21 protein-coding genes are annotated in these 22346 nt (G+C 44.2%); 7 read left to right on the top strand and 14 right to left on the bottom strand.

What is annotated here, in order from left to right:
- Positions 1–55 precede the first annotated feature (55 nt).
- Both IE164_RS05150 and IE164_RS05145 read left to right on the top strand, forming a co-directional pair.
- The gene (locus IE164_RS05150) at positions 56–2617 is read left to right on the top strand and encodes a M14 metallopeptidase family protein (protein WP_189629105.1); all 2562 of its coding nucleotides are present in this window, start codon (positions 56–58) and stop codon (positions 2615–2617) included.
- Positions 2618–2676: 59 nt separating this feature from the next.
- Positions 2677–3186, top strand: coding sequence for a hypothetical protein (locus IE164_RS05145; protein WP_189629104.1), 510 nt, complete (start codon positions 2677–2679; stop codon positions 3184–3186).
- Here the strand turns inward: IE164_RS05145 and IE164_RS05140 are convergent.
- Genes IE164_RS05140 through IE164_RS05130 form a run of 3 tightly spaced genes read right to left on the bottom strand, consistent with a single transcriptional unit; the run spans position 3183 to position 5311 of the window.
- Positions 3183–3452 carry an acylphosphatase gene (locus IE164_RS05140; protein WP_229838527.1) on the bottom strand — a complete coding sequence of 90 codons (270 nt, stop codon included), beginning with the start codon at positions 3450–3452 and terminating at the stop codon, positions 3183–3185. The two genes, IE164_RS05145 and IE164_RS05140, sit on opposite strands and share 4 nt — an antisense overlap.
- On the bottom strand, positions 3442–4101 hold the full coding sequence (gene deoC / locus IE164_RS05135) for a deoxyribose-phosphate aldolase (RefSeq protein ID WP_229838526.1): 660 nt from the start codon (positions 4099–4101) through the stop codon (positions 3442–3444). Before deoC ends, IE164_RS05140 begins: the two co-directional genes overlap by 11 nt.
- A complete protein-coding gene (locus IE164_RS05130; RefSeq protein ID WP_189629101.1) occupies positions 4091–5311 on the bottom strand; it encodes an NAD(P)-dependent oxidoreductase in 1221 nt (406 codons plus the stop codon). The genes deoC and IE164_RS05130 overlap by 11 nt, the downstream gene beginning before the upstream one ends.
- A 68-nt stretch (positions 5312–5379) precedes the next feature.
- Between IE164_RS05130 and IE164_RS05125 the strand changes: the two genes are divergently transcribed.
- Positions 5380–7626, top strand: coding sequence for a CRTAC1 family protein (locus tag IE164_RS05125; protein WP_189629100.1), 2247 nt, complete (start codon positions 5380–5382; stop codon positions 7624–7626).
- Here IE164_RS05125 and IE164_RS05120 read toward each other — a convergent pair.
- The 5 genes from IE164_RS05120 to IE164_RS05100 all read right to left on the bottom strand — a co-directional run bounded on the left by IE164_RS05120 (position 7623) and on the right by IE164_RS05100 (position 11310).
- Entirely contained in the window at positions 7623–8744 is a 1122-nt protein-coding gene (locus IE164_RS05120) for a glycerate kinase (protein WP_189629099.1), read from the bottom strand. The two genes, IE164_RS05125 and IE164_RS05120, sit on opposite strands and share 4 nt — an antisense overlap.
- A gap of 57 nt (positions 8745–8801) precedes the next feature.
- The gene (locus IE164_RS05115; protein ID WP_189629098.1) at positions 8802–9353 is read right to left on the bottom strand and encodes a dihydrofolate reductase family protein; all 552 of its coding nucleotides are present in this window, start codon (positions 9351–9353) and stop codon (positions 8802–8804) included.
- Positions 9350–9958: a GyrI-like domain-containing protein gene (locus IE164_RS05110; RefSeq protein WP_189629097.1), complete on the bottom strand. Its 609-nt coding sequence runs from the start codon at positions 9956–9958 to the stop codon at positions 9350–9352. Before IE164_RS05110 ends, IE164_RS05115 begins: the two co-directional genes overlap by 4 nt.
- Positions 9958–10269 carry an antibiotic biosynthesis monooxygenase family protein gene (locus tag IE164_RS05105; protein WP_189629096.1) on the bottom strand — a complete coding sequence of 104 codons (312 nt, stop codon included), beginning with the start codon at positions 10267–10269 and terminating at the stop codon, positions 9958–9960. The genes IE164_RS05110 and IE164_RS05105 overlap by 1 nt, the downstream gene beginning before the upstream one ends.
- A gap of 93 nt (positions 10270–10362) precedes the next feature.
- Positions 10363–11310: a helix-turn-helix transcriptional regulator gene (locus IE164_RS05100; RefSeq protein ID WP_189629095.1), complete on the bottom strand. Its 948-nt coding sequence runs from the start codon at positions 11308–11310 to the stop codon at positions 10363–10365.
- Here IE164_RS05100 and IE164_RS05095 point away from each other — a divergent pair.
- The 3 genes from IE164_RS05095 to IE164_RS05085 all read left to right on the top strand — a co-directional run bounded on the left by IE164_RS05095 (position 11252) and on the right by IE164_RS05085 (position 15464).
- Positions 11252–11923: a methyltransferase family protein gene (locus tag IE164_RS05095; RefSeq protein WP_308440959.1), complete on the top strand. Its 672-nt coding sequence runs from the start codon at positions 11252–11254 to the stop codon at positions 11921–11923. The two genes, IE164_RS05100 and IE164_RS05095, sit on opposite strands and share 59 nt — an antisense overlap.
- Complete coding sequence (locus IE164_RS05090) at positions 11920–12108, top strand: hypothetical protein (protein WP_189629093.1); 189 nt, start codon at positions 11920–11922, stop codon at positions 12106–12108. Before IE164_RS05095 ends, IE164_RS05090 begins: the two co-directional genes overlap by 4 nt.
- A 92-nt stretch (positions 12109–12200) precedes the next feature.
- Complete coding sequence (locus tag IE164_RS05085) at positions 12201–15464, top strand: CRTAC1 family protein (RefSeq protein WP_189629092.1); 3264 nt, start codon at positions 12201–12203, stop codon at positions 15462–15464.
- 18 nt (positions 15465–15482) lie between these two features.
- On the opposite strand, the gene IE164_RS05080 is transcribed toward IE164_RS05085, so the two are convergent.
- Genes IE164_RS05080 through IE164_RS05070 form a run of 3 tightly spaced genes read right to left on the bottom strand, consistent with a single transcriptional unit; the run spans position 15483 to position 17649 of the window.
- Positions 15483–15689: a hypothetical protein gene (locus tag IE164_RS05080; RefSeq protein WP_189629091.1), complete on the bottom strand. Its 207-nt coding sequence runs from the start codon at positions 15687–15689 to the stop codon at positions 15483–15485.
- Positions 15690–15699: 10 nt separating this feature from the next.
- Complete coding sequence (gene gltX, locus IE164_RS05075; RefSeq protein WP_189629090.1) at positions 15700–17205, bottom strand: glutamate--tRNA ligase; 1506 nt, start codon at positions 17203–17205, stop codon at positions 15700–15702.
- Positions 17206–17265: 60 nt separating this feature from the next.
- Positions 17266–17649 carry a RidA family protein gene (locus IE164_RS05070; RefSeq protein WP_189629089.1) on the bottom strand — a complete coding sequence of 128 codons (384 nt, stop codon included), beginning with the start codon at positions 17647–17649 and terminating at the stop codon, positions 17266–17268.
- A gap of 49 nt (positions 17650–17698) precedes the next feature.
- Between IE164_RS05070 and IE164_RS05065 the strand changes: the two genes are divergently transcribed.
- Positions 17699–18352, top strand: a complete 654-nt coding sequence (locus IE164_RS05065; RefSeq protein ID WP_189629088.1) for a 3-hydroxyacyl-CoA dehydrogenase family protein — start codon at positions 17699–17701, stop codon at positions 18350–18352.
- Here the strand turns inward: IE164_RS05065 and glmS are convergent, their stop codons facing one another.
- The 3 genes from glmS to IE164_RS05050 are packed head-to-tail and all read right to left on the bottom strand — an operon-like array spanning position 18353 to position 22322.
- Complete coding sequence (gene glmS, locus IE164_RS05060; RefSeq protein WP_189629087.1) at positions 18353–20188, bottom strand: glutamine--fructose-6-phosphate transaminase (isomerizing); 1836 nt, start codon at positions 20186–20188, stop codon at positions 18353–18355.
- A 36-nt stretch (positions 20189–20224) separates the two neighbouring features.
- On the bottom strand, positions 20225–21517 hold the full coding sequence (locus IE164_RS05055) for a DUF4270 family protein (protein ID WP_189629086.1): 1293 nt from the start codon (positions 21515–21517) through the stop codon (positions 20225–20227).
- A complete protein-coding gene (locus IE164_RS05050) occupies positions 21510–22322 on the bottom strand; it encodes a glycogen/starch synthase (RefSeq protein ID WP_189629085.1) in 813 nt (270 codons plus the stop codon). Before IE164_RS05050 ends, IE164_RS05055 begins: the two co-directional genes overlap by 8 nt.
- Positions 22323–22346: the final 24 nt, after the last annotated feature.

The raw sequence follows: 22346 nt of genomic DNA, 5'->3' as shown, positions 1-22346 counted from the left end.
GAATCTTTCATTAAGTAAAGGTTATCAGTATATTGCTTTTGAGAACAACTATACCATGGGAAAATTCTTTGTAAGGGGGCTGTTCCTGACCCTTTTTTACCTGACAATCTGCACTGCTTTTTCGCAAACATTAGATTACTATCTGCCTCAAAATGTGTCGTTTAACCCCAATATACCAACTCCCGCATCGGTCATCGGCCATGAGGTGGGCGAGTGGCACGTAACCCACGACAAGCTGGTGTACTATATGAAAGAATTGGCCCGGTCTTCAGACCGCGTAACGATTGAAGAAATTGGCAAGACTCACGAAGGCAGACCACAGCTATTGCTTACCATTACACACCCTTCTAACCATGCAGGGATCGATAAGATTAGAAGTGACCATGTATGGCTTACTTACCCCAACGAGGCCGACAAGTTCGATATCAAAAAAATGCCGGTTGTTACCTATATGGGTTTTAGTATTCATGGCAATGAGCCGAGCGGCTCCAACGCCTCTATGCTAGTGGCATACTATCTGGCAGCAGCACAGGGATCAGAAATAGAGCAAATGCTCAGGAACTCCGTGGTCTTACTAGACCCAAGCTTTAATCCGGATGGCCTAAACCGATTTGCTACATGGGCCAACATGCACAAAAGCAAAAAAATCAACCCCGACCCTGCCGACAGGGAATATAGTGAAGCCTGGCCGGGGGGAAGAACCAATCATTACTGGTTCGACCTGAACAGGGATTGGCTGCCGGTACAACAACCCGAGTCTAAAAACCGCATAGCTAAGTATCATTTATGGAAACCCAACGTGCTCACCGATCATCATGAAATGGGCACCAACTCTACTTTCTTCTTTCAACCGGGCGTACCCGAACGCACCCACCCTCTTACCCCCGAACTTAATCAGGAGCTAACCGCAAAGATTAGTGAGTTTCATGCTGCTGCCTTAGACAGCTTGGGTTCGCTGTACTTCACTGAAGAAGGCTACGATGACTTCTATTATGGCAAAGGCTCTACTTTTCCTGATATTAATGGAGGCATAGGAATTCTTTTTGAGCAAGCCAGCTCCAGAGGCCATGCTCAGGAAAGCGCCAATGGTATTTTGCGCTTCCCGTTTACGATAAAAAACCAGTTCAACACTGCTCTTTCTACCTGGAAAGCCTCAGTGGCTATGCGCGAGGAGCTTTTGGCCTACCAACGCGATTTTTATAAGCAAGTGCTTAAAGATGCTGACAATGACAACACCAAGGCTTATGTGTTTAAGGCAGAAAAAGACCCTGTGAGAGCCTACCATTTGGCCGAGATACTGAATGCTCAGGAAGTAGATTTTTATCGCCCTTCGCGCAACATAAAAATGGGTGAAGAAACCTATACCTCTGAAAACAGCTACATCATACCACTAAAACAAAGAAACTATAAACTGGTAAAAGCCATGTTCGAACAGCGCACAACATTTAAAGACAGCCTGTTCTACGATATTTCTGGCTGGACCTACCCCATGGCCTTTAACCTGGAATACCACGAGATGAGCAGCCGAGACTACAGCCGTAATCAACTGGGAGAAAAAATAGATAAGCTTAGTTTTCCTGAGGGTAAAGTTTTAGGCGGACAAAGTGCTTATGCCTACCTTTTTGAATGGCACGGATATTATGCCCCAAGAGCTGCCAACAGGCTTTTGGAAAAAGGAGTGCGGATAAAAGTGGCTACCAGCCAGTTTACAGGCCCCGGAGAAAAGCTGTTCGACAGGGGGACAATACTTGTGCCTGTGGAAGGGCAGAGGCTTTCAGAAAGCGATCTCTTTTATGAAATGCAGCGCATAGCACGTGAAGACGGGCTCGATGTGCATGCCATGAAATCGGGGTTGACCGATGGAGTAGCCCTGGGTAGCAATAGCTTTGTAGCTCTGGAAAAACCAGAAGTAGCTCTGGTTGTAGAGGCTGGTAGTTCTTACGATGCAGGAGAGGTATGGCACCTGCTGGACACACGAATGAACATGCTTGTTACCAAATTACCAGCCGACAGAGTAGGCTCTTCGGCCATTGACCGCTACAACACTATAATACTTACTGGTGGACTGAACTTGTCGGAAGGCGAGCTGCAAAACCTGAGAAGCTGGGTAAGCAAAGGGGGAACACTCGTTGGTATGGGCTCGGCCGTTACCTGGATGGCACGAAACAAGTTGACCAACCTGAAAACCGTTGAGGTAGAGTACCCCAAAACGGATAAGGTACCTTACGATAAGATAGATAACTACAGCAGATCCCTCTATATCCCTGGTGGAGTATACATGTCCGAACTTGAATTGTCGCACCCTATGACCTTTGGCTATTACCGAAAAATGTTGCCCACCTTTAAACGAGGCACCATTCTTATTGAGCCTTCTGAAAGTCTATATGCCAACGCTGGCAGGTATACGGAAGAACCGCTTGTTTCCGGGTGGATCAGCCAGGCTAATCTGGAAGCCCTAAAAGGTACTTCTACCATACGAGTTTCTGCACTGGGCAGAGGCCGGGTAGTTTCGCTGGTAGACAATCCTAACTTCAGAGCTTTCTGGTATGGCACCAACAAATTAATGATGAATGCCATATTCTTTGGACGAATTGTTGATGGCTACGCAGCCAGGTAATTGAGTTATTTAACCCGGTAAAAAAGTTTTTTACCTACTTTTGTCTAAACGACTTTACGGTGAGCAACCGACTATTTTTACTAGATAAGAATTACATTTTAAAGCAAGCGCAAAAAGACCAGCGAGCCTCTTTGCAGCTCCGCCTTATGGAGATCGTTAAAGAAGGCTATTTTCTGGTGTACAATCCGCTGCGCTTACCCGATACCACCAGTGAGCAAGTTAGACTGTTCCAGACCACAGAACTAGACGTGTTTGACGAGTTATATGATATTCTGGCCGGTATTTACCGTTATCAGATTGGCGATAACCAACTGGAATTACTTTTTGATGGCAGCAGCCACTACGACAAATACGTAACCGACTGGACAGAAGCTTTTTGCGCTTATACTCAGGAGCTGTGTACCAAAAAGAACTTTATATTAGCCGCCCTTGAGCTTACCGTTTTCAGGAGTCCTGAAAAACGAATTGAACTCGCTCAGAACAGAATGAAGGTGGCCATTTTTGAGCATTTCGAACTCAAGGTATACAAGCACAAAGGAATTCAGGCCTACAAGAGCAAAAGCGCTTAAGCCCTTCTTATTTCAAAAGTAGAAAAACCCTCTGCTTCTACTTTATGGGTAAAAGTGGCCTCCACCCGTGCTTGTTCCGGCCCATTCTTACACCAGTCTACAAATTGGTTTAATGCCTGGTCACTTCCTTCTGCATGAATTTCAACATCGCCATTGGGCAAATTTCTGCACCAGCCCGTTACACCCAAGGCCTGAGCTTTTTTCTGACAGGAGGCTCTGTAAAAAACTCCCTGCACCTTCCCTTTTACAGTTATACTAATCGCCATTTCCATATTCCTTCATGATTTTTACACCCGAAGAAGTTCCTATTCTATCTGCACCGGCCTCTATCATACGAAGGGCATCAGCATAGCTTCTAATGCCCCCTGAAGCTTTAACCCCTACATGTGCCGGAGCTGTTTTACGCATAAGGCTTACATGGGCTACCTTTGCCCCGGCCGAAGCAAAGCCCGTAGAAGTTTTTACATAATCGGTCCCGGCATCGGCACAGAGTTTAGTTGCTTTTATAATTTCATCGTCAGAAAGTAAGGCCGTTTCCAGTATGACCTTTAAAACTGCCCCGGCCTGGTGGGCCTGATGGGCACATTTGGCCAACTCTATCTTTGTCCAGGGCATTCCTGTTTTAAAAGCCGAAATATTCATCACCACATCCAGCTCGTTGGCCCCTTGTTCCAGAGCCACCTCCATTTCTCTCAGCTTAGTTTCTGTTTGCTGGTATCCTAGCGGAAACCCAACAACGGTGACTAAACCAATGGAGGTTTCCCGAAGCTCTCGGGCTACTTTTTTCACCCAGAAAGGCGGCACACAAACCCCTGCAAAATTATGTTCAAGGGCCTCTTCGATCAAGCCATCCACCTGTAGGGCGGTCAGTTCGGGGCTTAACAAAGTATGTTCTATGTACCGGTTAATTTCCATCGACATAGTCTTGTAAATAGCTAAACCGATCAGTTAACGATCCCTCATTGGCAATGGTTGCCCGTTCAATGATACCATCTACGTCTTCTCCCACCAAATTGGGCATTATATGAGCAAGAAATTCCTTTCCGAAGTCTTCTGAAGCATTTCTTGGCAACTCGCACGGCAGGTTATCCACGGCCATCACGGTAATATTACCCTCATCTGTAAAGGCCTCTTCCACCCTGTCGTTGCTTGGATTATAGTCATACACCGGGTCTTCAATGGTACTTGGCCTTTTGGTAGAAGGTATAGACCCCTCAATATCACAGGTAATATCGGCTATTACTTTCACCTTAAAATCCTTGGCAGAAATATCTTCTTTGTTGAATAGCACCGGGGCTCTCGGGTCCCAGTATGCTCCGGCTATCAACAAATCGGCCTTTTTAGCATAGGGTAAAAAAGAGGACCTGTAACGATCGGGGTGAGCATAGAATTCATCTCGGTCGAAGATTCCTCCGGCAATTCTCTCATTGTAGTCGCGGGAGTTGAGTTGAGTATAAACCGGTTCGTTAAAATGCTCTTCCAGAAATTCAGCCGGACTTACTTTTCTTATTTTCATGCCATCGAGCACCTCCATCGCTCCTTTAGAAACCCTTCCTCCTCCGGTTAAAATAATCTTGATCTTAGGTAAATCTACTTTCCTGAACTCAGTCTTCAGGTCTTCAAGATCGAAACAGGTATGGGCGGGCCTTAGGTGAAAGAGGTTGAACCGCTTTCCATAGGTAAGAATGCCGTTGTAAGCCCCTACGATTCCCGCATAGTGGCCAAAGGCAATTAGACGTTTGCCATTTTTATTCGTAAGACATTCCCAGTCGATCAATCTGATTTGTTTTTCAAGAATGGTCTGGAGCAACTTTCGGTTATACTCCTGCTTTTTAATGGTATGCGAAAAAAAGAAATGGGTTTTACCATTTGCCAGCATAGACAAAGGCACTTCTTTTACTCCCAAAATAATATCGCAGTCCGAAACATCATCGACCAAAAGAGCACCCGCCTGCTCATATTCCTCATCGGAGAAGCACCGAATATCGCTTCTTTGACATTTGACAACAACTTCCGGATAAGTTTCCAACAAGGTCTTAACTTGTTGTGGAATAAGTGGAACCCTCCTATCAATTGGAATTTTACCCTCTTTAATAATGCCCAGTTGCAATGATTGCTTCGCCATACGTGTTGCTCAGTTTTGTGCTTCGATTATTCTGTTTGCCAAATTAATATTTCTCTATCTTTAAGACTATGAGGAGTCTGACCTTATTATTTTCTTTTTCGTTTTGGTTGCTCTTGGCCTGTGATTCCACCCCTACGGAAACAGCCACAGAAAACCAGTACATGCTGGACTTGCTGGAAGAACGCCATGCCGATGTGAGGGCACTCGATATTACCTACTACTACAATGCCAAGCGGGCAGCAGCCTATGATTCGCTAAGACAACGTTTTAAAAGAAGTTTCGATGATTATGTCTCTTACAGCTATTGGTATGTGCGTGAGACAATGAACAGTGGCAATACGGAAAAAGCCATTCTGGAAATTGAAAAGTTTAGGAACGAGCTGGCTTCAGAAAGTAAAGCACTAACTCCTCAGTGGGATTATTTCTTCAAACGGCTCGAGGCAGTGGCCTATATTCGGTTGGGTGAACAAACCAATTGCCTGATTAACCATACGGCTGCCTCTTGTATTCTGCCCGTAGCCGGTGATGGCGTTCATATCGACCCTTCCGGCTCTCAACGGGCCATAGAAATTATAGAGCCCCTGTTAAAAGATTATCCCGAAGACCTTGAGCTTGTGTGGCTACTCAATTTGTGTTATCAAACCATAGGAGCCTACCCTCATGAAGTACCTAAGTCTTATTTGATTCCTGAAAAAGCATTTGCTTCTAAATCACTCATTGATCGCTTTGAGGATTATGCACCACAATTGAATGTAGCTGTATCGGGCATAGCCGGAGGCTCAATAATGGAAGACTTCACGGGCGATGGCTATCTGGATTTGGTAGTAACCTCAAGCGGGTTTACTCCGGAAGATCAAATGCGCTTTTTTGTGAACGATGGCAAGGGTGGTTTTATAGACAGAACCAAAGAAGCAGGACTTACAGGACTGGTAGGTGGGCTAAACTGCCAACAAACCGACTATAACAACGATGGCTTAATAGACATATTTGTGCTGCGAGGCGGCTGGTTTGGCCCCTGGGGAAAACACCCCAATTCCTTGCTCAGAAACAACGGAGACGGCACCTTTACCGATGTAACCCGGGAGGCAGGGCTGCTTTCTTTCAACCCTACGCAAACCGCGGCCTGGGCCGATTTCAACAAAGACGGCTGGCTCGATGTATTTATTGGCAACGAATCGTTTATTCCTCCGGGCATGCCTAAAACAGCCGACCCCAAAAGGGTACACAGAGCTGAGTTCTATCTGAATCAGGGCGATGGAACTTTCAAAAACGTTGCGGCCGACCTGGGGCTGGACTTTATAGAAATGATTAAGGGTGTTGTGGCTTTTGATGCCAACAACGATCAATTGACTGACTTGTACCTTTCGGTAAACCAGGGAGAAAACATATTTCTGATGAACCGAGGGAACTTAAAGTTTGAAAATGTGGCCAAACCTCTGGGCATGTTAGAGCCCATTGAGAGTTTTCCTGTAGCCGCTTTTGACTACAACAATGATGGGTTTGAAGATTTACTGGTTTGTGGATATACCTCTACCGGCAAGCCCCTTCCTCATGAGTTTCTGACAGAAATGTTGGGCAATGAACCCGTTGCCGCCTTGCCTCGGCTCTACGAAAACAATGGTGACGGTACTTTTACTGATGTGACGGCTCTGCGAAAAATGAAGCACACCATTTACGGCATGGGATTTAACTATGGCGACCTAAACAATGATGGCTATCTGGACATCTATTTTGGAACAGGAGACCCCAACTTTGAAAGCATTATTCCCAACCGCATGTTTCTGAATATGGGCGGAAAGTACTTTGAAGAGGTAACCTACGAGGGCGGATTCTCAAATATTCAAAAAGGACATGGGGTAAGCTGGGGAGACATTGATAACGATGGCGATGAGGATGTGTATATAACCATGGGCGGTGCACATGAGGGCGATGTGTATCAAAATCAGTTGCTCATTAATCCTCTAAAAAACACAAATTGGATAAACATTAGTCTGGAAGGAAAAACTTCTAATAAAGTAGCTATAGGTACCAGGGTGCAAATTACCACCTCAACAGGCCAGCAGATTTTTAGGGTGGTATCTAGCGGAGCCAGCTTTGGAGCCAACAGTTACAGACTGGAAGTGGGGCTTGGTACTGCTACAAGTATTAGCGAGCTGAAAGTGACATGGCCTGCCACAGGAGAACAACAGTTATTTAAGAATGTGGGAGTTAATCAGTTCGTGAAAATTATTGAAGGTAAGGCTGAGTTGCAGCCCATAACCATAACTCCGGTACAATGGTCGGGAGCCCTCCCCAACCATTCGGCAAAACATTAATTATCAGCTCCGGAGCGCCATTCTTTAGCAATTTGAGCGGCTGCTTGTTGCACATATCTGGCCGCGTTGGTCATAGAATCCCGAAAACCGCTGGCTTGATCTCTTAGTTGAACCACCCAGTCTGCTCTCAATTCTCTCTTAATTTCCGGCAAGTTTTCGCACATTCCACATATTATACCAATTGGTATATTTCTATTTCCTACTGCCTCTATCACTCCTGCAACCACCTTCCCCGACATGGTCTGGTGATCTAACTTTCCCTCACCCGTCAATATGAGGTTTGCAGAATCGAGTTGCTCCGAAAAATTGAGCATATGCAGAAGTGTATTTACTCCTGATCGAATCTCGGCCCCAAGAAAACTCATCAGGCCATAGCCCAGGCCACCGGCCGCTCCAGCCCCCGGCTGATCTTCCAGGCCATTGCCAAGACAGGCGGTCAGGTTTAGGAGTCCTTTCTCCAGATGCTCCATCTCAGCCACACCGGCTCCTTTTTGTGGAGCAAACACATGTGTAGCCCCATTTGGCCCTGTTAATGGATTGCGCACATCTGAAAGCACAACAAAGGTAATGTCCTTATAAGCACTTAATGCCGTGGTATCTATTTGTTTAATGCGTGCAAGATCTTTCCCCCTGATGGCCGTCAGATTCCTTCCTCCATGGCTCAAAAAACGCACTCCGAGAGCCTCAGCCATCCCGCAGCCACCATCGTTGGTAGCACTACCGCCAATGAGCACATACACCTCCTTGGCTCCTCGGCCAATGGCATGGGCAATAAGTTCGCCCGTGCCATAGGTAGAAGTGTTCATGGCGGAGCGCTCGAAAGTTTTGAGCAGTGGCAGGCCGGAGGCTTCGGCCATTTCTATATAGGCTCTGTTGCCTTTTAGCAGGTAGTGGGCTAATACAGGTCTAAACAGCGGGCCCGACACTTCAACACAGATTCGCTCAGCGTTGAGGTTGGACTCCAAGACACTTAACGTTCCCTCTCCACCATCGGCCAAAGGCATACGCACTATTTCTGCCTGGGGAACAACGGTGCGAACGCCCTTTGCCATGGCCGAGCAAACCTCTTCAGCAGTGAGGGAGCTTTTGAACTTATCGGGACAGAGAATTACCTTCATCTTCAGTTTTCTGAATGCTCAATCTACTGAAGCGGGCAGGCAAAACCTATATGAACTTTAAGATTCCGGGGCTAATTGTGAGCTCACGGTATAGCGCAACTCTACTACACCCGACTGATAACTTTTCGTTTCCTTAAGTTCCAACAGGCGCATATGGCGCTCATCGGAAAACAACGACACACCTTTTCCAACCACAACAGGCATAACAAATACAATAAGCTCATCTAACAACCCAGACTCCAGGCACAAGCTATTTACCTGCCCTCCTCCAATTAACCAAATGTTGTTCCCCGGTTGCGCCTTTATTTGACCTATAGCTGCTACCGGATCTTCATAAATAAAGGTTACGTTTTCATCTTTCTCTTGAGAGCGATCTCTGGTTAGTACATAGTTGGTCTTGCTGGCATAGGGAAATGGCTGCCCAAACCCCAACACCTGTCTGTATGTGCTATTTCCCATGATGGTGGTTTCAATGCCTGCAAAAAAATCAGCATATCCATAGTCTGTATGCTCGGGGTTGGGTACCTGATCAAGCCACTCTACCCCAAAGTCTGAGTCGGCAATTTTACCATCCAGGCTAATGGCTATGTAAGCAACTATTTTTCTCATTGTATTGCGTATCTAATAATGGTTCTCAATTTACTCTCCTCTGTCTTTCTGGGGTCTGAGAGGTATATCTCATGGTGTTTTCCAACCACATCGAACCCCTCCCTTTTAACAAACTGTATCAGCTTCTCTACCGTTGCCTTTTCGTTTTCATAAGAGCCTGTATGCAGCATCTGTACACAGAGCCCTTCGTGTATTTCCTCCCACAGCAATCGATGATTTTCCGGAATCTTCTGATCGTTGATTAGTATGGTCATGGCCTCTTTTACATCCGAACCACCTACAAAATCGGGCATACGCAGCAACAACTTCCAATGCCATTGGCTCCTTGGTGTATTTTCATAGGAGGAGTGGCCTTCTACCCACCAAAACCCCTCCAATTTGGGCACCACAAAATCCAGATCTTGTTCTTTGCAGATTGACTTGACCCGATAGGCTAGGCTGTATAACTGTCCCATTGCATCTAAAAATATTGGGGACTCGGGGGCCGATTGCCCCTGAATACTGAGATAATGGTATGGTTCTAAGTTGACAATTTTGGGCTTTTGATTGGCCGTATAATACTCAGGATAGGTTTTGGCCAAATTGATTTTCTCTGAAACTAACATTAATGGATGATTTTAAAGTGATTGAAAAATTCGGTTTTCTCGTAGGTATCGATCATGTTCGGAGCCTCTCCCGCCTTCATTTTTGCATCCATTTGTTTGGCGGCTTCTTCTGCATAGTGTAAAGACTCCCACTCCACCACATCGATGAACAACTCGGGTTGTCCAACACATTGGTGGGTTGTGTGGCTAACCATTCCCGTAAAGCCCTTGGCTATTTGCCTAAGCTCGGGCAGGCCTTTCTCCATAAAATCTTTTGATCTTTGGGGCTTAATGCGATAGATGACTATCTCCTTGATGTGTTCTTTGCTCATTTTGTGTTTTTTGAGCAAGTAAGTCCGCACCAGTGACAGCCTTATGTCAGTAGGGTTAAGAAAAATATAAAATCAGAAAGAATTTACTTCGGTTTAGGCAGAGTAGTTGGCCTGTAGCTCTCTTGCTCTTTCTTGCATAATGAGCAATAGCTTATTTGGGCTAATGATACGCACGGCATCGCCCAACGAGACCAACCACCGGGAAAAGAAATCGAGAGATGGTACCAAAAATTTCATTTCAAGCCAGTCTCCTTTGTCCTCTTCGCTCACAAAGCCTTGATAGAATTTTTGGTTGACAATGTACCTGGCTATCTTTCTCTGAACCTGAATGACTACTTCATCCAACTCTGTACCATGCATGAGTTGATTGAGAAACTCGCTGAGTGGAGCTCTCGGTTCAAAACTATCGGGCAGGACTTCAAGCTTCACCAACCGATCGACCCGAAAATCTCTGGGGGCTTCTCTCATTCTGCAATAGGCCAAAAGGTGCCAGCTGTTACCGTAAAACACAAGCCCCATAGGCTCTACCTCGCGTTCGCTCATGGCTCCATTGTAATTGGAATAGTACTTAAATCTGAGCAACTGTTTTCTGGTGAGGGCTTTCTGAATTGTAGCCATGAAGTTGTTAGGAAACGATTCATCGGTTATGGAAGGACTCTGGTTGACCCTAATCTGTTCTTCCAGTCGGGTAAGTTCTTCCTTCTGACCACTTTTCAACACCGATTTTATTTTGAGCATGGCTTCTGAAAAGTGCTGCTTTATAGACAAATCGGTTTGACCTTCGATTAATTTTGCTCCCAAAACCAGAGCATTGGCTTCTTCTGTAGAAAACATAACGGGAGGCAAGTGATAGCCATCCATAATAAAATAGCCTTTGCCTGCCTCTGCCCCAATAGGCACACCGGCCTCTTCTAAGGCCCGCACATCTCTGTAAACCGTGCGCAGGCTAATATCGAACCTATTGGCTATTTCTTGTGCCGTAATGAGCTTCTTGCTCTGCAACTGGATGAGAATAGCCGTTAGTCTGTCAATCCTATTCATTCCGCATAAACATAAAAAATATACTTATCATTGCCCCATGTGGATGGAGCACCTGACATTATTGCTACTTTGGCTTGGGTATTATGGAATGCACAGTGCCCTGGCCTCTAAGCGGGTAAAGCAGCTTACAAAATTAGGCAACAGAACCTACCGGCTTCTTTACACTTTTATCAGTACGGTTCTTTTTATCATACTGTTGTTCATAAGTGCCATGATTTATACAATGCTCATGTTTGCCCCCGGTGCAGTAAGCAACTACTTGGGTCTGATGCTCGCAGCAACCGGACTCTTTATTATAAAAAGAGCTTTTAGAGCATATAGTTTTCGTGAATTTATTGGCCTTAAAAAAAGTGAGTATTCGCAGCTGGTAACAAAAGGCATACAAAGCAAAGTACGCCACCCACTCTATCTGGGGAGCCTCCTAATAGCTATTGGCTATGTCTTGTTCAATCCTTTGTTCAGTAGTTTGGTTGTTCTGGTGGCACTTATTATTTACCTTCCTTTCGGAATTCGGTGGGAAGAAAAAAAACTGACCGAAGCTTATGGCCACCAATATGAACAATACAAGGAAAAGGTTCCGGCCCTCTTTCCTCGTATAATCAATCCATTTTGAAGCAAAAACTATTTACGTACGTAGCCTTCAGCGGCCTCTTCATTGTTCTTTTAGGAATAGTAAGCAGGCACCTCTCACCGGTGGCTTCCAATTACAGGTCGGGCATGTTTATCGTTGGCTTTTCCCTAATGCTTTTAGGCACAATTTGGCGAGTGGTTACTGAAATGAACGAAAAAGACCAATAGGTTTAACCCTTGGCCAACCACTGATTTAATTACTCTTGGCAATATTGAACCAATTTAGAACCTTTGTTTAATCTACTGCTAAATAGGTATTTATGAGACTGCATTTTTTGAAATGTAACGCACCCATTCTGCTCCTTATATTGCTGGTTTCTTGTGGCCGGCAGTTCGAAAAAGAGCAATCCACATTGTTTGAGCTTTTACCCGCGAATGAAACAGGCATCAACTTCAACAATGTAATGCAGGAGTCCAAAGAGATAAACCTGATGAACTTTGCCCCGATTTATAATGGAGGGGGTGTGGCCGTTGGCGATTTCAACAATGACGGTTTGGAAGATCTGTTCTTTACTGGCAACATGGTTTCGAGCAAGTTGTATCTCAATAAGGGTAATTTTGAGTTTGAAGATATAACGGAAGCCGCGGGACTGACAACCAATGTATGGTGCAATGGAGTTTCGGTGGTAGACATCAACGAAGATGGCTTTCAAGACCTGTATATTGCTGTCTCCGGACCGAATAAATCCAAGCGCAAAAACCTCCTCTACATAAATCAGGGAGACCTAACCTTTGTAGAAAAAGCCGAAGAATATGGGCTAGCAGACGATGGTTATTCTACTCACAGCGCCTTCTTCGACTATGACCTGGATGGTGATTTGGACATGTATCTTCTCACTTATGGCAACAATGAAGGCACCGATCTAAAGCTGGTAAACAAAAAAATTGTTGATGGCAGCTCACTTTCTAATGATAAGTTGTTTCGCAACGATGGCAACGGCCGGTTTACAGACGTAACACTGGAGGCGGGAATACTGGTTGAAGGTTATGGCCTGGGATTAGCCATCAATGATTTTAACAATGACCTTTACCCTGATATCTATGTGAGTAATGACTTTTTGTTCGATGACATAGTGTACATTAACAATGGTGACGGCACCTTTACTGACCGTGCCAAAGACTATCTGAAACACACTAGCCAGTTTGGAATGGGGGTCGATGTACAAGACTTTAACAATGACCTGCTACCCGATATAGTTCAGGTGGACATGATGCCCGAAGACAATTACCGGCAGAAGAAGATTCTTGGCCCTATGGCCTTCGATTTTTTTAACCTTTCTATTAAAGAGGGCTATACTCCTCAGTTTATGCGCAATACACTCCAACTTAACAAAGCAGAAACGGGCTTTGCCGAAATTGGTCAGTTTGCCGGAATTCATGAAACCGACTGGAGCTGGGCTCCTGTGTTTGCCGACTATGATGCCAACGGACAGAAGGATCTGATTATAACCAATGGTTTTAGAAGAAATGTAACTGACTTTGATTTCAGGAACTATGTTCGAGAACAACTGGAGTTGGCCAAGGAAAAAGGCAACGACCCGGACGAAGTAGCTCTAGCCATTGTGCAAAAAACCAACGACATAAAGCTGCCCAATTATGCCTATGCTTATAACGGAGACCTCACCTTTACCAAAGCTACCGATACATGGGGGCTGAGCGCACCAACCTGGTCCAATGGTATGATCTATGCCGACCTGGACAATGATGGAGACCTTGACTTAGCTATATCTAACATAGATGACGTGGCTCACATCTATAAGAACACCTTAAATGATACCCCGGAAAAACCAAACTACGTGAAGGTAAAACTGGAAGGCACAGAGAAAAACCCTGAGGGCATTGGTGTCAAAATAGTGATTCGGCAAAGCAATGTGCAACAATCTCATTATCAGTCTAAAACAAGAGGTTACCTTTCTACTCTAAGCCCAATCATTCATTTTGGTCTTGGAAAAAACACAGCTCCAGTTACTATAGAAGTAACGTGGCCCAATGGGCTTAAAGAAAGCCGAGAAGTAGAAACAAACAGCACTGCAACGTTCGATATTACCCAAGCCAAAGCTGGTGACGTCCCAAAGGCAATACAGCTAACAACAGGCAACCAGGCTTTGGAGTTTGGACTTGGACATATAGCCAAAGAAAATGACTATGTAGACTTTTACTATGAACCCCTACTACCCCATAGGCTCTCTCAGCAAGGGCCTGCCATGGCTGTGGGCGATGTAAATGGAGATGGACTGGATGATCTGTTTATTGGTGGCTCGTCTAATCTCCCCAACTATTTGTTCATCCAAAACAATGGCCAATTCGTAACAAAAGAACTTGCCCTTGGCCAACCGTCTGAAGATACGGACGCCCTGTTTTTTGATGCCGATGGCGATGGAGATTTGGACTTATATGTTTGCTCCGGAAGCAATGAATTCAATAAAAATAGCCCTGTATACCAAGACCGGCTCTACCTCAATGATGGCAAAGGTAACTTTAGTTTATCCGACAATTTACCATCTATGCTTACGAGCTCGTCTGTGGTCAGAGCTGTGGACTTTGACAATGATGGAGATCTTGATCTGTTTGTGGGTGGAGCCCTCAGCCCAAGGGAATACCCGCTTCCCGGAACCTCATACCTGCTTAGAAATGAAAAAGGAAGGTTTTTTGATGTAACCGATAGCCTGGCTCCCGAGCTCAGAAACATTGGCATGGTAAGAGATGCTCAATGGGCCGATATTGACGGAAACGGGACGCATGATTTAGTCCTGGTAGGCGAGTTTATGCCAATAACTATTTTTGAGCAAGAAAACGGAGAGTTCTCCAACAAAACCAGTACATACGGATTAGAAAAATCCACCGGTTGGTGGAATACCGTTTGGGTAGATGATGTTGATGGTAATGGCTACCCTGACATACTAGCCGGAAATCTGGGGCTTAACACTAAATATCAGGTATCGCCCAACGAACCCTTGAGTGTCTATGCCAAAGACTACGATCGCAATGGAATGATTGACGCTATCATGAGTTGCTACATTAACGGTGAGCAGCATCTCTTGCACTCCAAAAGTACGCTGGAGGCTCAGGTGGTTTCCTTTAAAAAGCGCTTCCTTAAACATGAACCTTTTGCTCAGGCCAATTTCAATGAGATTGTACCTGAAAATCTGCGATCTGACGCCTACACGCGTCATGTATATACTTTTAAGCACACTGCTTTTATGGGCAATGGCAAGGATTTCCGCTCCGTAGAGCTTCCTTTGGCCACTCAAATAGCTCCACTCCAAAAAATAATCAAGAAGGATAATCGATACTATTTGAGTGGAAACAATTACTCCACTGAAGTAACAGTAGGGCAATACGATGCCAGTAGAGGTTTTGAAATACGATATAATGATAACCTAAAGCAATTCGAGCTAGTCAGCAACAGTGAATACCGGGCATTAGGCGACATTAAGAATGCTGTGCTCTTGGAAATTGGCGACAGAAAGGTAATTGTTCATGGAGTAAACAATGACACCCTTTATGTTAGAGAGCTAAAATAAAAAGAGGAATAGCGCAGGCTATTCCTCTTCATCACTTTTCCCTTTAATTTCGTCCAGGTCATCCCTGTCTCGTAATTTTTTATCGTCTACCTTCTTATTCAGAAACTCATTGATTTTATCAATTGGCAGACTTTTCTGTATTTCGCCAAACGAATCGATGTTTAGTTCTAACCCTTCCAGCTCTTTGGCTACTTTGGGCTTATCTTGTTGTTTCTTTTTAGCCATAACTCTAGTTCTATTTCAATACATCGGCTGCCTTTTTTATACGCTCTGACACCTCATCGGCTCCGAGCAATGCCACTATTTCCATTAAATCAGGGCCTCCGGCCTGTCCGGTAAGAGCCAATCGCAACGCAGGCATTACTTTACCAATGGGTGTTCCGTCTTTCTCCAGTATTTTCTGAAGCGTTTCCTTGGCCACCCCGGCATCTAATGTCTGTTGCTCCTTGAGTGCTTGCACATACTCGGTCAACTTTTCGGCAGCTTCATTACTCCACTTTTTACGGGCCACCTTTTCATCGTAAGTGTTAGGGGCTTCAAAGTAAAAACGACCTGCTTCAGGCATTTCTTGAATGAAGGTAACTCTTTCTTTAAGAGATACCGCAATTGCTTTTGCTCTGTCGGGCTCAACTTCTCGATCTAGCAGTTCAAGAAACCGGGCCGTAAGATCATTCTCATCCATAAACTTAAGGTACTGTTGGTTGAACCACTTGGCCTTTTCGATATCGAACTTCGCCCCGGCCTTATTAATTTTCTCAAGGCTAAAGGCATCAATCAGATCATTCATGCTGAACAATTCTTTCTCTCCGCCCGGATTCCAACCCAAAAGGGCCAGGAAATTGATAAACGCATCGGGAAGATAGCCCGCTTCTCTAAAGCCCACGGAAAGTTCTCCGGTATCGGGGTCTTGCCAGTTGAGCGGAAAAATAGGGAAACCTAACTGATCGGCAGCTCTTTTACTCAACTTGCCATTCCCATCAGGCTTTAGCAACAACGGTAAATGGGCAAATTCCGGAGCCTGCCAGCCAAAGTACCGATAGAGCATAATGTGCAATGGAGCAGAAGGTAGCCACTCTTCTCCACGGATAACATGTGAGATTTCCATTAGGTGATCATCGACAATGTTAGCCAAGTGATAGGTTGGCATGCCATCAGACTTCAGCAACACTTTATCATCTAAAGTTGCTGTGTTAACCACTACCCAACCACGCACTATGTCTTTGAACCGAACATCTTCATTTCTCGGCAGCTTTACCCGTATTACATATGGCTCACCTGCATCAATTCTGGCTTGCGTTTCTTCTTCGCTGAGTGTAAGCGAATTGGTCATTTGCATGCGAGTTACAGCATTGTACTGAGGGTTGGCTACGCGAGCTTCTTTTAGGCGTTCGCGCATAGCATCCAACTCCTCTGGTGTATCAAAGGCATAGTAGGCTTTACCTTCTTGCACCAGTCTCTGAGCAAAACTTAGATAGGTCTCTTTTCGCTCCGACTGACGGTAGGGGCCAAAACTACCACCATAGTTTACACCTTCATCGGGCACAATACCGGCCCACTTCAGCGATTCTTCGATGTAGGCCTCTGCTCCCGGTACAAAGCGGGTTTGGTCAGTATCTTCTATTCTCAGAATAAAAGTTCCTTTATGCTTTTTAGCAAAAAGGTAATTGTACAAAGCTGTCCTTACTCCACCAATATGTAGTGCCCCGGTTGGACTAGGGGCAAAACGTACTCTTACACTCATGATCTATTCTTCAATTAGGCCGCAAATATATAAAGTCTTTGGCCAACAACCTTTTAAAGCCTAAAGGTCTACGGCAATGCAGGAGATTTCTACATTAACATCTTTAGGCAACCTGGCCACTTCTACAGTTTCGCGTGCTGGAGGATCGGCCTTAAAATACTGCCCGTAAGCTTCGTTTATAGTCGCAAACTGGTTCATATCTTTAATGAAGATGCTGCACTTTACAACGTTTTTAAATGTCATGCCTGCTTGTGAAAGAATGGCTTCAATATTTTTCATCACCTGATGGGTTTCTTCGGTAATGTTTTCGTTTATCATTTCTCCGGTTACCTGATCGAAAGGAATTTGACCTGAAACAAAAAGCATGTTACCTGCTTTTACAGCCTGACTATAAGGGCCAATTGGTGCAGGAGCCTGATCGCTAATAATGATCTTTTTAGACATATTCGTTTAGTTTTAGAGAATCAATAGTTTTGTGCCAAATTAGTTATTTATGAAACTTCTTGTCGTAGGCCAACCCTCTGAATTTGCCGAGTTCAATGAAAAGTTTGGCAATGAACACCAAATAACCCTGAGCGAAACACTACCATCGCATGAATTAATCAGTGCCTCGGACATAATATTCGATTTTTCACTGGATCAGGAACCGGAGAACTTTGAAGTATATGCTGGCATGGAGGGACTCAATTTGTTTGTGAATAGTCCTAAGATTAGCCTTGCTGAAATGGCCTATTTTCAAGAAGAAGTAAAATGCAATCTTTTTGGTTTCAATGGGCTTCCAACCTTTATTAACCGATCGATTTTAGAGGTTTCGTTTCTTGATAATCGTCCAAAGTTAGAGGAACTGTGCGAAGCCTTACATACCGACTATGAGATAGTAGAAGATAGGGTAGGGATGGTTACCCCAAGGGTAGTCTGTATGATCATAAACGAAGCTTTTTATACCGTGCAGGAAGGGACTGCCTCTAGAGAAGATATAGACCAAGGGATGAAGCTCGGAACAAACTACCCTTATGGCCCCTTTGAATGGGTGAAACGCATGGGTATAAACCATGTGTATGAGGTGCTGGAAGCTATTTATGAAGACACAAAAGAAGAGAGGTACAAAATATGCCCTCTCCTCAAACGTGAATATCTCTTAAGTTAGTCATTCTACTGTTACCGACTTGGCCAGATTTCTGGGTTGGTCTACATTACAGCCTCTCATTACAGCTATGTGATAGCTTAGCAGCTGCAGTGGCACTACAGAAATTAGAGGCATAAGCGCTTCATGAGCAGCCGGCACCTCAATGATGTGATCGGCCATTGATCCTATCTCTGTATCTCCTTCGGTAACCACAGCAATAACCTGCCCCTTTCTGGCTTTTACTTCCTGAATGTTAGAAACAATTTTTTCGTATGAGCCATCTTTGGTCGCAATAAACACCACCGGCATATTTTCATCAATAAGCGCAATAGGTCCGTGTTTCATCTCAGCTGCCGGGTACCCTTCTGCGTGTATGTATGAAATTTCTTTGAGTTTCAACGCCCCTTCCAGAGCCACCGGGAAATTATAGCCTCTACCCAAGTATAAGAAGTTGGTGGCGTTCTTAAATTTCTCTGAAATTATTTCAATCTGCGGGTTAAGATCAAGGCATTTCGCTACCTTATCAGGTATAGCATCGAGCTCCAGCAATAAGTTTCTGTAAACGCTTTCTTTAATAGCCCCTTTTTTGTGCGCAATCATTAAAGCCATCATGGCAAGCACAGAGATTTGGGCCGTAAATGCTTTGGTACTTGCTACACCTATTTCCGGACCCGCATGTGTATAACTTCCGGCATGTGTAGCTCTTGGAATTGAACTTCCAACAACATTGCAAACTCCCAGAATGGTAGCTCCTTTACTCTTGGCCAGTTCAATTGCCGCCAAAGTGTCGGCAGTTTCACCAGACTGAGATATAGCAATAACCACATCTTTTTCACCCACCACAGGATTTCTATACCTAAACTCTGAGGCATATTCTACCTCCACAGGTATTCTACAAAATTCCTCGAAAATATACTCGGCCACCAAACCGGCATGCCAAGAGGTACCACAAGCAATAATCAGAATGCGATCGGCATTAGTGATTTTATTGATATAATCTTGAATACCTCCCAGGTGAAGATGACCTTCGTTGGCATTTAGTCTTCCCCTTAAACAGTCACCAATAGATCTAGGCTGTTCAAAAATTTCTTTTATCATGAAGTGTTCATATCCGCCTTTCTCTATAGCCTCAAGCTCCATATCTATTTTTTGGATATAGGGCTTCATTTCAACATCCTCAATGTTTTTTATAGTAAGGTTGTTGTTTTCAATAATGGCTATTTCCTGATCATCCAGATAAACTACTTCATTTGTGTATTCAATTATAGGCGTTGCATCAGAAGCAAGGAAGAATTCATTTTTACCTAAACCTACCACCAACGGGCTCCCCTTTCTGGCGGCTATCACCAAGTCAGGATTTTCTGTAGAAAGTATTACAATAGCGTAGGCACCAATTACTTTAGTCAAAGCGAGTCTCACCGCTTCGGCCAAATCTACCAGTGTATTTTGATAGATGTCTTCTATAAAGTTTACAAAAACTTCGGAGTCGGTTTCACTTTTAAAAGTGTAGCCTTTTTGAGTAAGTTCAGTTTTGATTGCGGCATAGTTTTCAATAATACCGTTATGAATCATCACCAGCTTTCCACTATTAGAAACATGTGGGTGTGCATTATGATCGCTCGGAGCCCCATGAGTAGCCCATCGTGTATGCCCAATACCTACTTTAGCCCCAAGAGGCTTATCCTTAGCAAAATCATGTAGAGTAGCTACTTTACCTTGTTTCTTATATACATTAAGGTCGCCATCTAAAAGGGCAACCCCTGCACTGTCATATCCTCTGTATTCTAATCTCTGAAGCCCCTTAATAATAACAGGATAGGCTTCTCTATGACCTATATATCCAACAATTCCGCACATGAGATTTTTTTTTGAAAAGTAATAAAAATCGAGGGCTTACCTCAACTCAGAATAGAAAATCTTGATGCTCAGGTTGTCCTTGTTAAAAGTAAAACCCCTCAGTGTAGAGTTCATGTCTGAAGGGTAAAGGAAGTATTCATCCCTTCGGTAGTCGTCTTGATAATAGACTTTAACAAACGATGTAATCGAGGCAGAGTACTTTTTTGTTTCCTTATTGTATCGAAGCAACACAGGGAAATTACTAATGAGCTGACTCGAACCATCTTGCTGGATAGAGCGGTAGGATGACCCGTCTCTAATCCTGGTATTACGCTCATCGGTTAAATAGAGTAATAGCGAATTGGGCAGTGTTTGCAAGTTGGAGGGTTCTTCTATAGGTCCAATTTCTATGTGAGCCGAGTTAATTATGGCTCCTTGAACCGTTTCGCTAAAAGACACCAATTGATTCAAATTAAGTTTTGTAACCAGTCCGGAGCCTGAATGGACCGCAAGGCTATTTGTACCCGAGTACTCTGTATTGGTCTGATCCACCACACCAAATTCCGTAGCGCTTCTATCGTAAGCCACGTTAAAAAAGTAGGGCATATTAAAGCCGTTCATTTCGAAGTACCTGCTCACCACATCTGTGTTGTCAGCATTAGGCTCGTTATAATAAACTCTAATTCTAAAGTCTACCCCTGGCGTGAAACCAAATACATTGCCTTGGTCTGCCGCAGTTCTAAACGCTATACCGGGCAAATACTGGCTAAAGTTCTCCTGATTCTCAAAATTTGAGCTTCCGTTCTTTAAGCCATTAAAAAGTTCATTACCCCAAGCATCGTCACCCAACATGGCATAGACCGAGTCAGTGTCCTCAATAACAAAACTACCCAATGCCAACAATCGGTTACTATACTCCAAGCTATTAGAGGCTATGTAAAGTGTGTCTTCAAACTCTTCTGTAATGTCGAAAAGCTCAAGATCTAGATCTCTGTTGGTCGATGAGGTATCGTGCATGTAGTTGATCTTGAACTCAATTCTTACAGAATCGTACTTGGCATCATCGTCAAAACTGGGAATATTCCCTGTTCTGCCATTAATGGCCAAAAATCCTGTAGCCGTATAGTTGCCCAACAAGGTGTTGTTTAGGCTACCTACTAAAAAACGGCCCTGATATGCCGTTATTACTGAGTCCAGCTGAACCAGCGAACTTTCGATAGCCACATTGGTAGTATTAAATTCTACCGGGGCAACATCGTCTGTTGCTAATCCAAAATCTCCCTTCTCCTCACAAGAATATAAAATTGCGAGGCCCAAAAGCAGAGCCCCGCAACTTTTAATCTTAGCCAACAAGTTCATTATATAAGTTGTAGTACGAATCTAAGAAGTTATCGTCCTTCTCTATGGTGTTAACTGTTTTCTGTTTTTCGATCTCCTCGAGCAGTTGATTAAGACTTTCGCTCACCTCTTCTTCTGCTTTAATAACCGCATCGGCATATTGTGCCCCGGTTTTAATAAAGCCTGCAAAGTCGGCCGACTTTAGGTTTTCGAGCATACTGTCGGAGATGTCCATCATCTTCACCTTATCCAACAAGTCTTCGTCAAACTGATGAGCAAAAGAATTATTGTAAATGGTAAATACCGTTTTCGTATCCTGGAAGAGCGGATCGTTCTTGTAAGTAGTTTTTAAGTACAGCGGAATTAGGCTGGTCATCCAATCATTGCAATGCACAATGTCAGGGGTCCAACCCAGTTTTTTTACTGTCTCAAGCACTCCTTTACAGAAGAAAATCGCTCTCTCGTCATTATCCTTGTAGAAGTTGTCGTTCTTATCGAAGAAGACAGACTTTCTATGGAAATAATCTTCGTTGTCAATAAAGTAAACCTGAAGTTTCGCATTAGGAATTGAAGCAACCTTTATTACCAGGGGCTTCTCCTCATCACCAACGGCAATGTTAATGCCAGACAACCTAACCACTTCATGGAGTCTGTTCTTTCTCTCATTTATGAGACCGAAGCGCGGAACCAAAATCCTGATTTCCATACCTCGCTCTTGCATGGCCTGTGGTAATTTGCGCACAAAGTCTGCAACAGCCGAAGTTTGGAGAAAAGGGTTGATCTCACTCGCTACGTAAAGAATCCTTAATTTTGACATATTTAATGGAAATTTAATGAAACC

Origin of the sequence: Roseivirga thermotolerans, assembly GCF_014653175.1 — a bacterium.
GTDB lineage: Bacteria > Bacteroidota > Bacteroidia > Cytophagales > Cyclobacteriaceae > Roseivirga > Roseivirga thermotolerans.
Note: the sequence above shows the minus strand (reverse complement) of the source record. Positions and strands in the feature narration are given on the sequence as shown.